Source organism: Alkalicoccobacillus murimartini (assembly GCF_030813245.1).
Classification (GTDB): domain Bacteria; phylum Bacillota; class Bacilli; order Bacillales; family Bacillaceae_D; genus Alkalicoccobacillus; species Alkalicoccobacillus murimartini.
In genome coordinates, this window is record NZ_JAUSUA010000001.1 from 156939 (window position 1) to 170353 (window position 13415).

At 38.8% G+C, this 13415-nt stretch carries 20 protein-coding genes; 15 read left to right on the plus strand and 5 right to left on the minus strand.

The window, feature by feature from the left end:
* Positions 1–36 precede the first annotated feature (36 nt).
* Positions 37–498, minus strand: a complete 462-nt coding sequence (locus J2S05_RS00845) for a small multi-drug export protein (protein WP_306979017.1) — start codon at positions 496–498, stop codon at positions 37–39.
* A 258-nt stretch (positions 499–756) separates the two neighbouring features.
* Here J2S05_RS00845 and J2S05_RS00850 point away from each other — a divergent pair, with 258 nt between their 5' ends.
* The 5 genes from J2S05_RS00850 (at position 757) to J2S05_RS00870 (ending at position 4164) form a co-directional block, all read left to right on the plus strand.
* The gene (locus J2S05_RS00850) at positions 757–1014 is read left to right on the plus strand and encodes a hypothetical protein (protein WP_306979020.1); all 258 of its coding nucleotides are present in this window, start codon (positions 757–759) and stop codon (positions 1012–1014) included.
* 29 nt (positions 1015–1043) lie between these two features.
* On the plus strand, positions 1044–1289 hold the full coding sequence (locus J2S05_RS00855; RefSeq protein ID WP_306979022.1) for a hypothetical protein: 246 nt from the start codon (positions 1044–1046) through the stop codon (positions 1287–1289).
* A gap of 105 nt (positions 1290–1394) precedes the next feature.
* Positions 1395–2873, plus strand: coding sequence for a protein adenylyltransferase SelO (locus J2S05_RS00860; RefSeq protein ID WP_306979024.1), 1479 nt, complete (start codon positions 1395–1397; stop codon positions 2871–2873).
* Between the two features lie 98 nt (positions 2874–2971).
* Complete coding sequence (locus J2S05_RS00865) at positions 2972–3457, plus strand: GNAT family N-acetyltransferase (protein ID WP_306979026.1); 486 nt, start codon at positions 2972–2974, stop codon at positions 3455–3457.
* Between the two features lie 149 nt (positions 3458–3606).
* Positions 3607–4164, plus strand: a complete 558-nt coding sequence (locus J2S05_RS00870; protein ID WP_306979027.1) for a class I SAM-dependent methyltransferase — start codon at positions 3607–3609, stop codon at positions 4162–4164.
* A 38-nt stretch (positions 4165–4202) separates the two neighbouring features.
* On the opposite strand, the gene J2S05_RS00875 is transcribed toward J2S05_RS00870, so the two are convergent.
* The gene (locus J2S05_RS00875; RefSeq protein ID WP_306979028.1) at positions 4203–4493 is read right to left on the minus strand and encodes a hypothetical protein; all 291 of its coding nucleotides are present in this window, start codon (positions 4491–4493) and stop codon (positions 4203–4205) included.
* A 99-nt stretch (positions 4494–4592) separates the two neighbouring features.
* Positions 4593–4988, minus strand: a complete 396-nt coding sequence (locus tag J2S05_RS00880; protein ID WP_306979030.1) for an NUDIX hydrolase — start codon at positions 4986–4988, stop codon at positions 4593–4595.
* Between the two features lie 244 nt (positions 4989–5232).
* Between J2S05_RS00880 and J2S05_RS00885 the strand changes: the two genes are divergently transcribed.
* The 3 genes from J2S05_RS00885 to J2S05_RS00895 are packed head-to-tail and all read left to right on the plus strand — an operon-like array spanning position 5233 to position 7225.
* On the plus strand, positions 5233–6117 hold the full coding sequence (locus J2S05_RS00885) for a helix-turn-helix transcriptional regulator (RefSeq protein ID WP_306979032.1): 885 nt from the start codon (positions 5233–5235) through the stop codon (positions 6115–6117).
* Positions 6118–6140: 23 nt separating this feature from the next.
* On the plus strand, positions 6141–6767 hold the full coding sequence (locus J2S05_RS00890) for a DUF998 domain-containing protein (RefSeq protein WP_306979034.1): 627 nt from the start codon (positions 6141–6143) through the stop codon (positions 6765–6767).
* Complete coding sequence (locus J2S05_RS00895; protein WP_306979035.1) at positions 6764–7225, plus strand: DUF1648 domain-containing protein; 462 nt, start codon at positions 6764–6766, stop codon at positions 7223–7225. The genes J2S05_RS00890 and J2S05_RS00895 overlap by 4 nt, the downstream gene beginning before the upstream one ends.
* A 189-nt stretch (positions 7226–7414) precedes the next feature.
* Here J2S05_RS00895 and J2S05_RS00900 read toward each other — a convergent pair whose 3' ends face one another.
* Complete coding sequence (locus J2S05_RS00900) at positions 7415–8506, minus strand: metallophosphoesterase (protein WP_306979037.1); 1092 nt, start codon at positions 8504–8506, stop codon at positions 7415–7417.
* An 83-nt stretch (positions 8507–8589) separates the two neighbouring features.
* On the opposite strand from J2S05_RS00900, the gene J2S05_RS00905 reads away from it, so the two are divergent.
* The 4 genes from J2S05_RS00905 (at position 8590) to J2S05_RS00920 (ending at position 11045) form a co-directional block, all read left to right on the plus strand.
* On the plus strand, positions 8590–9009 hold the full coding sequence (locus J2S05_RS00905) for a hypothetical protein (RefSeq protein WP_306979039.1): 420 nt from the start codon (positions 8590–8592) through the stop codon (positions 9007–9009).
* Between the two features lie 64 nt (positions 9010–9073).
* Positions 9074–9640: a DUF6434 domain-containing protein gene (locus J2S05_RS00910; protein WP_306979040.1), complete on the plus strand. Its 567-nt coding sequence runs from the start codon at positions 9074–9076 to the stop codon at positions 9638–9640.
* 176 nt (positions 9641–9816) lie between these two features.
* Positions 9817–10893, plus strand: a complete 1077-nt coding sequence (locus tag J2S05_RS00915; RefSeq protein WP_306979042.1) for a response regulator aspartate phosphatase — start codon at positions 9817–9819, stop codon at positions 10891–10893.
* A gap of 14 nt (positions 10894–10907) precedes the next feature.
* Complete coding sequence (locus tag J2S05_RS00920) at positions 10908–11045, plus strand: hypothetical protein (protein WP_306979044.1); 138 nt, start codon at positions 10908–10910, stop codon at positions 11043–11045.
* A gap of 64 nt (positions 11046–11109) precedes the next feature.
* Here J2S05_RS00920 and J2S05_RS00925 read toward each other — a convergent pair whose 3' ends face one another.
* A complete protein-coding gene (locus J2S05_RS00925) occupies positions 11110–11364 on the minus strand; it encodes a hypothetical protein (protein ID WP_306979046.1) in 255 nt (84 codons plus the stop codon).
* Positions 11365–11497: 133 nt separating this feature from the next.
* On the opposite strand from J2S05_RS00925, the gene ruvA reads away from it, so the two are divergent.
* From ruvA to J2S05_RS00940, 3 genes are read left to right on the plus strand one after another with little or no spacing between them, the layout of a single operon-like run.
* Positions 11498–12109 (plus strand): Holliday junction branch migration protein RuvA, encoded by a 612-nt coding sequence (gene ruvA / locus J2S05_RS00930; protein ID WP_306979047.1) that lies wholly within the window; start codon positions 11498–11500, stop codon positions 12107–12109.
* An 18-nt stretch (positions 12110–12127) separates the two neighbouring features.
* Entirely contained in the window at positions 12128–13129 is a 1002-nt protein-coding gene (gene ruvB, locus J2S05_RS00935; protein WP_306979049.1) for a Holliday junction branch migration DNA helicase RuvB, read from the plus strand.
* Positions 13126–13338: a DUF2905 domain-containing protein gene (locus J2S05_RS00940; protein ID WP_306979051.1), complete on the plus strand. Its 213-nt coding sequence runs from the start codon at positions 13126–13128 to the stop codon at positions 13336–13338. The genes ruvB and J2S05_RS00940 overlap by 4 nt, the downstream gene beginning before the upstream one ends.
* The last annotated feature ends 77 nt before the right edge of the window (positions 13339–13415 follow it).

Genomic DNA, 13415 nt, shown 5'->3' on the forward strand with positions numbered 1-13415 from the left:
AGAAAAAGGAGATTTGTAAAAATATAAACAAAAGAGTTATTTTATCATCGTAGGGAAATACACACTAGCAATTGTTAGGGTTATCGTCCAAAAGGCTAACCCGGCTATGACCCAATGCAGTAAGTACAATTTAGAAACGCCAATCGTGCGGTAGAAAAGGATACCTAGATGGGAGCTAAGAATCATAGGAATTAAGATTGCTGCGCCAAAAACGCCAAATTTCTTGAATACCTTTTCGATGAGTGCATGCTTCTTTTTTGCACCTTGTTTCTTTACTGGAGCCTGAGGGCGTATCGTGTGGTAAGATACATGTTTTTCGAAGTATGAGTAGATAAATAAAAAACCAATAATTCCTACCGCATTGCCTGCAAAACAGATGAATGCTACAACAGACGGACTCAATGAAAAAAGGAAAATCCCCAATGGAATCGTTAGAAAGATCTCGATAAAAGGAATAGAACTCAGAATAAAAAGAGTGAAATATTGAATGATTTCCAAGCTCTAGCCCCCTTGTGTTAGTTTGTCCTCTACAATGTATTTCGCCCATGGACTTTTTATGAGTAGATTAATGAGGGGTCTCTAAAAATCTTATTTAATCGGTTATAATGAATGGATATATTTATCCTTAAAGCAGAGTGAATCTTAGATCCTCTCTGCTTTTTTCTGTTTACGTCCTGATGAATTTCTACTGAGTAGAAAATGACTTTTGTTTCCTAACATAAGTGGGTAGGGAGTAAGTAAGGGCGGTGATCTGTGATGAGTCAATGGCGTAGAATCGATACCTTCATTAGAATCTTCTTTTTTGTCCCTATTTTTACTTTTTCAATGATTATGACATTTGGTCATTACGGATCAACAAATACACTTCATTTTGCTTTAGGAGGAGTAGCCGTTATGATGCTCACATTAGGCATAAATGCGTGGAGATTTAATAAACGAAAGGATGCTTTGACGAACTTTATTTGCGGAGTGATTTTGTTGCTTGTGATTGGAATCGTTCGATTTATTTATTGATTCAAGTTGTGAAGAGGAGGTGAAGTATAATGAGTCAATGGCGTAAGGTGGATATTATCGTTCGGTTGGGCTTTATCGTTGTTTTTATTTTGGTTGCAGCTGTATCAGTCGATCATGCATTTTCATCTGACCGATTCATTATGATTTTATTCATTTGCTTGGCAAGTTCGTTTGTCATTTCAGGAGTTATTGCGTTTTTTTATAAGGAACAAAAAGCGGGATGGGTCAATACGATTGCTGGGGTTATCATGTTTACTCTCTTCGTATGGATGTAGTCGTTTTAGTTCACACTACGTTCTATGCTAATATAAGGAAGAATTTATACTGTATTTCTGTCTAGTAAGATGAACTGATAAATAAAACGCAAAGAAGGGGATTGGATGACACAACAAGGTATTCAAAATAAAGCAGGGTGGAACTTTGATAATAGCTATTCAATGTTACCAAAGGATTTTTATAGTTTGTTTGAACCTAATCCAGTGGAATTAGCAGAGCTTGTTTTATTTAATGAAGAACTCGCGACTTCGCTTGGTCTGGAAAAGGAAGCTCTGAAACAAGGCGAGGACTTAGACGTACTTGCGGGTAACACCATACCTGAAGGAGGACATGCCCTAGCTCAGGCTTATGCTGGACATCAGTTTGGCAACTTTACAATGCTAGGGGACGGTCGGGCGCTGTTGGTTGGGGAGCAAATTACGCCAGAAAACAAACGCTTTGATATCCAATTAAAGGGTTCAGGCCGGACCACTTTTTCACGTAGTGGTGACGGACGTGCTGCACTTGGCCCTATGTTACGTGAGTATATTATAAGCGAAGCCATGTACGGACTCGGTATACCAACTACACGGAGCCTTGCTGTTGTCACAACGGGAGAGCTTGTTCTTCGAGAAATTGGATTGCCTGGAGCTGTTATGACTCGGGTTGCATCAAGTCATCTGCGGGTAGGTACATTTCAATACGCTGCGGCAAAAGGAAAGACCGAAGAACTAAAAGAGCTAGCAGATTATGCGATCAACCGACATTACCCAGAAGCTGCTTCTGCAGATAATCCGTATCTTACCTTTTATCAACAGGTATTAAAAAGACAAGCTGAGCTCATTGCTGAATGGCAACTCGTAGGGTTTATTCATGGGGTCATGAACACCGATAATATGGCGATTAGTGGTGAAACCATTGATTACGGTCCGTGTGCATTTATGAACACATACAATCCAGAAACGGTTTTCAGTTCTATCGATGTACAAGCGCGCTACGCCTATGGGAATCAGCCTTATATTGCAAACTGGAATCTCGCTCGCTTTGCAGAGACCCTTGTCCCACTCATTCATGATGATAAGGACGAAGCGATCAAACTTGTTCAAGACGAGTTAGCCAACTTCAAAAAAGTCTATCTTAACAGTTGGTATAACGGCATGAGCAAGAAACTTGGACTATTTACTATAGAAGAACAAGATCAAGAATTGATTGATAACCTGCTTAGCGTGATGGAAGAAGCTCAAGCAGATTTCACAAACACGTTCAGAGCGCTCACATTAGCAAATCATTCAGAAGAACCAGCATTAACTTGTTCCAAACCATTTGCAGATTGGCACGAAAAGTGGAAGACAAGACTCACACGCCAAGCCCAATCAGCCGACGAAGTGCAACAACTCATGAAAACGTATAATCCAGCCGTCATCCCACGTAACCATCGTGTCGAGGAAGCACTTGATGCAGCTGTGGAAGACGGTGATTACAGCATCGTGAAGCAACTGCTCCAAGTATTAAAGGACCCGTATGCTTATAGCAGTGAGCAGGAAGCTTATAAAGCAGGACCAGGAGATGAAGGTAAGGATTATCGGACGTTTTGTGGGACTTGATGAATAGAGCGAGATATTAGTCCTTTAGAGTTCTGAAGGGCTATTTCTTTGAACAAACTTAGGTTTATAATTGCTTAGCACAATTGGAGGGAATTTCATTGAAACACCTAACCTACACTTATAAAAACTTCACTATTAGCACAGACAAACAACAATTAGATCTAGAAGTTATTCATCATTTCCTAACCAAAGAATCTTACTGGTGGGCAGAGGATACGCCTAAAGAGTTAGTTACGATTGCGATAGAGAATTCTATTCTTTGCTATGGTATGTATGAGCAAGATCTAGAACATGGCGGGTACAATCTAGTTGGCTTTGCACGTGTCATTTCTGATTTAGTTCGTTTTTCATGGTTATGTGATGTATTTATCCTTCCTAATTACAGGGGACATGGTCTAAGTAAATGGTTGCTACAGGTCATTACAGAACACCCTCAGTTAAGTGGGACTCGTTTTAATCTAGGTACAAACGATGCTCACACACTGTATGAACAATATGGTTTTTCAGCGCTGCAAGATTCAGAAAGAAGAATGGAAAGACCAATAGATTGGAGTAAGATCTATAAGGGGCATGCATTAGAGTAGATTTCCCTTACTATTTGTAGCAATCAACCAATATCTGATGTGATATTGGTTTTTATTTTTGAATGTGATAAATAAAATTTTACAAACCGAGATCGCCATATTATAGTTATTAAAGACACTTTATATCTATAAAAGGGGAGATGATTTAAATGGATCAAAGATTAAAAAGAAAAATTCAAAATTTAGATAGGATTGAACGGGTAGAAGCGGATGAAGTGTATACGTATTTATCGCCTAAGCATGATGACTCAGTCTTAGATCTTGGGGCAGGAACAGGGTATATCTCACTAGCTATTGCTAAACACGTGAAATCAGTGGTTGCCTTTGACTTTGATTCGGATATTCTTGATTATCTTTATAAGATTTGCAGCCAAAAGAACATTACTAACATTGAAACATGTGTAGGAAACTTTAAAGAAATTCCATTACGTACAAACTACTTTGACAAAGCTGTAGCCTCTATTTCTCTGCATGAAGTTCAACCACTCTCTTTGGCATTACGTGAGATTTATAGAGTACTAAAAGACGAAGGTTTATTTGTCTGCATTGAAATAGAAAGAGTCAAAGGCATCAAAGCACCTAGAGTTTCTTCGGAAGAAATGAAAGCTGAAATGTTGAAAGCGGGATTTTCAATTGAAGAAGTGATCAATGCTGATACAAAAGTAGCCAATCAACCAGTGTATATAATCGTAGGTCGAAAAAAATAAAAGTAGGATCGCAAAAAAGAACGTAGTGCCTATAAGCTCTACGTTCTTTTTTGAAAGGAGTAATATATAAGGAGCATAAATCCAGTTGAGACTATTGTTCTAACAATTAAACCTATTAAATAGAGATAAGTGCCTCTCTCTCGAGTTAGATATTCCTTTGTATAATAACTAATAGCAACTGCAAAGAAAAAATAAAGAATAATACCTATTATTCTCAACATTCTAGTTCGCTTTTTTCGCTTCTTCAAGTGAGCTGTAGCGACTCTAGACAATATTTTTGGATCTGATGCTTCATTTGATGTTGCCTTAAACGTGTTGATCGATGACACTTAGTTACCTCCAAATTTATTCTATGCATTATTTTACCATATACGAATCAATTCATGTTTTTTTGACAGGGATTTTGTTGTTTTCGTCGAACTATGTAGTTATGCAAAACAAAGAACAAAAGGTGCGCCTTTTACACAATGGTCTAATTCTGTTTTAAAATCAGGCTCTTTGATAAGATTCATTGCTTGCTGATAGTTAAAGAATCCAATCTCAAGACTTTCCTCACATGTGGTGGGAGTTCCGGAGATGAGAGTACCACTCCACCAGATATGACATACATTACGGCTGATTTCTTGAGAGATCCCAAGGAAATTATGCAGAGAGACCGTTAATCCCGTTTCTTCTTTGACTTCTCTGACAGCAGCCCTTCGATAACTTTCACCAGATTCAACGTGACCACCTGGGAGTTCCCAGCCTCTTAGAGGATCTTTTTTTAGTAGGATGTGACCTTCATCATTATAGACAACGACGGCAGATGTGATGGTAAAAGGCATAGACAAACCTCCGTATGAAAGTTTTCTTATAGTATACAATTCTTTAACGAAGTGTGTTATGAGATTTATAATTTAACAAGAGCAAACAGACAGATTTAAACAAGCTACACTCATGACATAACACTTTCCATACCCCCTCCATACTATGAGGGGTTTTCTTTGTTTTTAAGATAGCAAGCTAAATCAAAAAATGTGTGAAGCATCCTCATATAATGAATATAAGAAAGGCAGGTGAGACTGAATTGTGAAGAATAAGACTAATGTAGTCCAGCAAGCCATTGGCTATATTGAAGACAAAATCTTTGATTCTGATTTAATGGCAGAAAGTGTAGCTAATCATGTAGGGTATTCGGTTTTTCATTTTCATCGACTGTTTTATCGTGAAACAGGATTTTCGACTACTGACTATATTAAAAAGCGAAGGCTCACGGTTTCGAGCCGTCTATTACTACATTCAAATGAGCCTGTTATTATGATTGCATTTTCGGGTGGTTTTAATAGTCAAGAAGCCTTCACTAGAGCTTTTAAAAAAGAGTTTGGAGTCACACCAGGAAAATATCGGACGTTATTCAGAATTAATATTCTTAATAAAGGGGTGCAGAGTAAGATGGCGACAAAAATTAAAGGATGGTTTTTAAGTGGGAGTAATCCAGATAAATATGAGACAGCATTGGATGATGTACACGTTCATCAAGGAAAACAGGCCGCTTACATTAAATCGACTACGGTCAGTGGTGATGATGAGTTTGCTACATTAATGCAACAATTTAAGGCTACAAATTTTATTGGAAAACGAATGAGATTATCAGGGTTCATTAAAACAGAGGATGTTCAAAACCTTTGTGGGTTGTGGATGAGGGTAGATAATCGTTCTGATGAAGTATTGCAATTCGATAATATGCATAATCGTAAAATCTCCGGGACAACTAATTGGAATTACTATACAATTGTATTGGATGTACCCAACCAGGCTAATTCAATTTCAGTTGGCTTATTACTAGCAGGTAAGGGTAAGGTATGGGTGGATAGTTTGAAGTTTGATGAGGTGGATCTTTCTGTTGACGTAACGAATCTAGATTTCTCAAATGACATGCACGAGGAACCTGTAAATTTCTCATTTGAGGAGTAGTTTTTTTAAGAAAGGAGCTTTGTATGAAAATCCCTGCATCACTTGGAATCGGTAGCTGGGTGTTTGCTGCCGCTTATTTTATGTATGAACCATTTGCGATGGCGGCATCTACCGCTCCTTATAACTGGTTATTACAACCAATGAGTGATCTTGGAGTAACGGAATGTGGTGTAAATACATACCCCATGGCTGGTTATGAAATTTGTTCCCCACATGCGCCTATTGTGAATAGCCTATTCTTGCTAACGTCGCTCGCAATTATCATAGGTTCTTTATTTTTATACCAACAGGTGAAAATGATTCGGGGAATTGGATTGGCGACCATTCTTCTAATTATATTTGCAGTTGGGAATGGTTTCAGTCTTATACCAGCTAATGTGAGCTTTATGTGGCATACGATTCCTGCTGTTTTTTCTATGCTTTCAGTGGGGCCGGCTCTTTGGTTATATGGACGTAATCTTAAAAAAGGAAAATGGCTATCTTATAGCTCAAGCGCACTTATTGGGTTATTGTTTATCGGATTTTTTATGGTAGCTATCTATAAACTTGAAATAGGTGGATTGTTACAGCGAATATTTTATGGAGTGGTTTATATTTGGGGGATAAGTATGAGTTGGATTCTTATAAGAGAAGAAAGTAATAAACCATGAAGTTCTTACAATTTTTTTCATGGGGTACTTTGCTCGTATTTCTGATTCATGTGGGCTATCTTATCTATTTCTGGCCTATCTTACCGGCGGAGATTCCGATTAACTATGGGGCAGGTGGACCAGATAGCTGGGGTAGTAAAGCGTTGTTATGTATAATGCCTGGAATTGGTGTGGTGATGTGGTTATTTATTCATCTAATATCTCTGAATCCCGAGGAATTTAATTATATCAACTTAACAGAAGAGAATAAGCATCTGCAATTTAAGATGGGTAGAAAATTAAGTATTGTTGTTAAGAATTGTACCGTTTTACTCTTTATTTTTGGAAACCAAGGAATGCTGGCAGGTGCGTTAAATGAAAGCCAGATCCTTCCCTTAAGCCTTGTTGCTATTAGTTTGATAGGCATGATGAGTTACTTATTTTATGCTCTTTTCTGGTCAGCTACATTAAAGACATAATGAGTGGAAAAGGGAATCTAACAAGCGAAGATTAGCTCTAACATGGGAAAAAGGGGATCTAACGAGCGAAGATTAGCTCTAACATGGGAGAAAAGGTATCTAACAAGCGAAGATCACTACAAACATACAAAAAAACCAACCCATCACAAAAAAATAGCACAGACCTCAAAGTCTGTGCTACCACAATTTTTAATATGAAAATGTTACAGTCATGACTTCGGACCGACTACCGATGCGGAGTGCGGGTCCCCAGAATCCGAATCCTGACGATGTGATGGAGTGCAGCTGATCCTTTTGCAGGTGGCCCCAGTCGTTTTCGTAGATAGCGCTTGTGATAAAGTTTGCTGGGAACACTTGTCCACGGTGTGTATGTCCTGAGACGATAAGGTCTACGCCGTTTTCTTGCGCTTCTGTAATTTCGCGTGGCTGGTGATCAAGCATGATGACTGGTAATGAGTCATCGGCCTGGCTCATGAGTTCTTCAATCGATTGTCTATCTTTATCGGTGTAGTCACTTCGTCCGATGATGGTGAGCTGATCATTTACAGTTTCTAAGTCGTCCATTAAAAAGTTGAAGCCAATATCTTTAAATTCATCTCTTAATAGATATAGATCTCCACCGTAATAATCATGGTTTCCTGGTACGGCATAAACACCTAATGGCGGATCGAGCTGTTTCATGGTTTCTGATAGATTATTTGCAAAATAAGGGGAGATACTGTTATCAATGATATCTCCAGCTAGTAAAATAAGGTCTGGGTCTTCTTGTTGTGCTACATCTATAAATCTTTGCAGGTGGTTTTCGCCAATCACTTCTCCTAAATGAAGGTCGGCCGCGATTAATAGTTTTAGCTCTTGGCCTTGTGGTTCTTTGTCGGGATTGTTCAGTTCAATGGAATAGTCGCGCACAACAGGGTTCCATGCATTGTAAGAGCCATAAATTAAGACAAACGTAAAGATAGCAAGCATTGTGTATCCACTATATATTTTCCATTTTATGTTCTTCTTAGAAAGGAAATAGATTAAATTAATAATTGGTAAGGCGATACAGCAGTAGCCAAATATGACGAGCCAATAGCCACCAATTAATTGGAGGATACGTGATGATAGAAATATAGATAGGATATAGCCTGAGGCAAGTAAACAAAACAATACAATATAGGTTTTTTTCCATTTAAATGATAGAGCCGCTTTCGCCCATCTCCAGCCATTGTAGCCGATATAAAAACAGATGGCCCCATAGAGTGCGAGTGATAAAATTAAACCAAACGTAGAATTCATAATTATTCTCCTGACATCCATAGATATAGAGCAAAAGCTCGTACCATTTATTATATCGAAGGAATGACAAAGAAGAAACGATTGTGAAATATTATATTGAATTAGGTGAGGTGCCTTTTATGAAAGATCATCGTTTTTTGTTTGATATCGCTTTAACTACCTTAGGAACGGCTATCCTTTTTTCAATCCTCATGGGCTTTTTCTATCCATTCATTTCGAAAGGGCATTATCCAATGGATTTGGAAACAAATCTAGCTTTTCTTTGGTTTTTCCTATTTTCTTTCTTTCCACTTTTATTCATTGCACCGATTCATTATCTATCTCTGAAAATAGGGGAATGGGTAGGGCCTCTTTTGGTGACAATTGTAGCTACCATTCTTGTGACATTTATTAATATTGATTGGGTACTGTTTGAGTTATTCTCTCCTTTTCTTTTAGTGACTCCTGTATTCTGTTTGCTCTCTAAGTTCGCACGATTTCTAATCATTCGATTTGATGGATGATATAAAATAACGAACAGGAACGAATGTTCTATAATGGAAGGAAAATAAATTGGAGGTTGAACAGATGAGACCTACGCTTTCAAAAGAATTACGAAGCCTTGATTTTATGAATTATTATTGGCTTAAAGTAGAACTTCAAACATTCTGTCGGGAAGAAAAGATGAGTGCATCCGGTTCGAAAGCAGAAATAACAGAGAGAATTAATACATATTTAGAAACAGGAACGCGTTTAAAACCAGTGAAGAAACGTAAATCTCCATCAACAAATGGACAACGCACTGAATTAACCGTACACACAGTGATTGGTAAAAATCATCGGTGCAGTCAACAGGTTCGAGCGTTTTTTAAATCAAAGATACCTCCATTTCATTTCTCTGCATACATTCAACGTTATTTTAAAGAACACCCTGAACAAACATATCAAGATGTCATAGACGCGTGGGTTCAAGAAGAGCAACGTAAAAAAGATCCACACTATAAAAAAGAGATTGGTTCACAATTTGAATACAATCAGTTTACTCGTGATTTTTTCGCGGATCCGGCAAACAAATCTAAAACAAGAAAAGATGCGATTGATTCATGGAATAAGATTAAAGTACTACCAGGTAGTAATGCATACAGATCAAATTAATTCACAAGTGTCCCGTTTTTTTATGTGAGTTTCTCTATAATCAACAAAAAGTAGAGTGCTAAAAGACAAGCACTCTATTTTACTGTGTAAAATTCAAAATTTTAGTTCATTTGCAAAGCTAAGTGATTGTCTTTAAGAAAATTCTACCGGTATAATAGACATAGGGAGGTGGTTGTTTGAGAACAGCAATTTCAGCTGCTGAGGTTGGGGCAAAATGTGCAGATTGGTATAGCTTGATGATTGCTAGAGATATAGAAAAATCAATTGCTATAAAGCAAGAAATTTCGATGCTGCTATCAAATATGGAACAGAGTGATAAGGTTTTGGCTTATTATTCATTGCTGGAATTTAGACATCAGTTGCTGTTAGAAGAAAACCAAAGTCATGGTAATGGACCTGCTATTATGACGATGAGTCAATCAGACCCCTTTTTAGAGTTTCTTTTTTATTTTATGAATGGTCAACATGAATTTTATAAAAATCGATTTAAGGCCGCTATCCGACTGTATGTTAAAGCGGAAAATTTATTAGAACACGTGACAGATAATTATGAACGTGCTGAGTTTTATCAACGGATTGCAGAAGGTTATTATCACATTAATCAATATACATTTGCTGTTTCTTATTTGGAACTAGCGTTAAATATCTTTAAAATGGACGAGTCCTACCAAGAGAAAGTCCTGTATGCGGAACTAGTCTTAGCGGCGATAGATACAGAGATTAATCGTTTTACTGAAGCAGAAGCTAGATATCAACGAATCCGAAAAGAATCTATAGATAGACCCTTTGCTCATTCCTTAATTGTAAGAGGGATAGGATTAAACAGGCTTAGACAAAATCTTCAGGAAGAGGCAAAAGAATATATGGAACTTGCGCTCTCTATACCTGACCACGCAAGCTCGGTCGTGGGTTTAAAAACAAAAGCTGATTTATCTTTTATTAAGCTGAGACTTGGCGAGACGGGAGCAATAGATCTCCTTGCTGAAGCAGAACAATTAGCATGTGAGAGAGGGAACATCGAGTACCAGGCTAGATGTTTAATCTGCAGACATCTTCATGTGGATTTTGATCAGACTAAAGTGGACCGAGGCATACAAATGCTTCAAGAGGAAGAGTTATATTTTGACGCAGCTGAAGTATGCGAAGAAATATCAAGATTTTACGAAAAAGAAGGAAAGTACAATCTTGCGTTGAATTATATGAAAATAGCTCGTGATATGAATGTTCTTCAATTTACTTTGGGGAGTGATTAGCAATAAAGAAATGGATGATTACACTTAGTGTAGCCATTGTGTTAATCAGTATTTCATCAGGATTCTCTCATCGTGCACAGGCTACAGATGGCAAAACAGTTAGTGAGTACACGACATCGGGGAAAGTTGACACCGGAAGAGGGAAACCATAAAGAGAAAACGAGCGAATATCATGTGTAGACGTCCCTATGTGGACGCTTTTTTTTGTTTCTTCATCTACTTACGTTTGTCTTCTTTCTCTAATTCGATTTGTGCTTTTGCCCTTATATAATTAATGCGCAAGCGCCAAGTAAGAAGTGTTATGGCTAGAATGGAAACAATAATTTTTACTGGGAGATTCCAATTTCCACCGGGGATAACAAAGATGAGAATGATGAATAAAAGGACAAAGGGAACCAAAATTAAGGTTCGGAAGTAGCGTTCTTTAGGCTGGAGAGTCATCAGGGCATTTGCTTGATCACGTTTGAACATGGTGAATTCTCCTTTCTTTGACTATAATCTTCCATACCCCGAATGAAGAGGCTTTACACATGATTTCGGTGTGACCGGGTTCGGTTGATGTGCTAAAATAGAAATAAATGTTCGCATGAGAGAGGTTATTCGTTTGATTGATTATGTAAAAGGTAAACTTGAGTCAATAGATACACAATACGTGGTGGTGGATCATCACGGTTTAGGCTATCAATTATTTTGTCCAAACCCGTATATCTACCAGCATGAGCTACATAAAGACATCCAAATTTTTACCCATCACTATGTGCGTGAGGATCAAATTCGTCTATTTGGCTTCCCGACACGTAAGGATCGAGCGTTATTTGAGAAATTGTTAAATGTCTCAGGCATTGGTCCAAAAGGGGCGCTAGCGATCTGTGCTTCTGGTCAACCAGAGCATGTGGTGGCAGCCATCGAACAAGAAGATGAAGCGCTTTTAACTCGGTTTCCTGGAGTTGGTAAAAAAACGGCAAGACAAATAATTTTGGATTTGAAGGGTAAACTAACTGACTTTGCGGGAGACGAGATCCCATCAGCGGAGCCAACATTATTCTCTCCTTACGTAGAATCACAAACAGATGCGTTGGATGAAGCGTTTGAAGCGTTACGTGCACTTGGATATGTGGAGAAAGAATTGAAGAAGGTTCGTCCAAAGCTAGAGGAAGAGAAGCTTGAGATAGATGGCTATATTAAGAAGGCGCTTCAGCTTCTGCTTAAGCGTTAAGGAAAGGCGGGTTATCACATGGAAGAGCGTTTGGTTTCAGCGGAGAGCCAGCCAATGGAGGATTCGATTGAAAGTGGCATTCGTCCATTAAGCTTTAGCCAGTATATTGGCCAAGAGAAGGTTAAACGGAATTTAGAAGTGTATATTCAAGCAGCTAAAATGCGTGAGGAAAGTCTTGATCATGTGTTACTACATGGGCCTCCGGGTTTAGGGAAAACAACGCTATCCGCCATTATTGCCTCGGAAATGGGGGTACAGATGCGTACAACATCAGGACCTGCAATCGAGCGACCGGGTGATCTAGCGGCAATTTTAACTGCTTTAGAACCAGGAGATGTCTTATTTATTGATGAGATTCATCGACTTAATCGGACGGTAGAAGAGGTCCTGTATCCAGCGATGGAGGATTTTTGTTTAGATATCGTCATTGGTCAAGGGCCGACTGCACGATCTGTAAGGCTTGATTTACCGCCTTTTACACTCGTTGGGGCGACTACGCGTGCAGGCATGATCTCAGCTCCGCTTCGTGATCGTTTTGGAGTAATGGAGCGGCTTGAATATTACAATGAGCAGGAATTAGCTGATATCATTCGACGTACGGCGGATATTTTTGCAACAGAACTAGAAGAAGGTGCCGCAGAAGAATTATCACGTCGAGCCAGAGGCACACCCCGGATTGCAAACCGGTTGCTGAAGCGTGTTCGTGATTTTGCGCAGGTAGAAGCTGAAGGCGTGATTACGTATCAGTTAGCAGCAGGAGCGCTTGAGAGGCTGCAGGTTGATCGACTTGGATTAGACCATATAGATGATAAGCTTCTTCGTGGCATGATAGAGAAGTTTCGTGGTGGCCCTGTGGGTCTCGATACGATTGCTGCTACTATTGGTGAGGCGTCAGACACGATTGAGGACTTGTATGAACCTTATCTTCTTCAGATTGGTTTTATTCAACGAACTCCTCGCGGTCGGGTTGTCACGCATGCCTGTTATGAGCACTTTCAATTAGAGGTTCCGAAGTCATGAGTGAGATTCCAAAGCTACTCATTATCGGCGGACTGGTTTTAATTGTGGTTGGTTTATTATGGCATTTTGGTGGTCGGTTCTTGCCGATTGGTCGATTACCAGGTGATATTGTCATAAAACGAGAGAATATGACGTTTTATTTTCCACTCATGACATCCATTATTGTGAGTGTGGTGCTTAGTTTGCTTCTATTATTATTTCGACGTTGAGTGCTTGATTTGAAGGGGCAAGTCCGTTATTCTAATTAAGGACTTACGTAAGATGACAAAAAAAGGTGACGTATAGA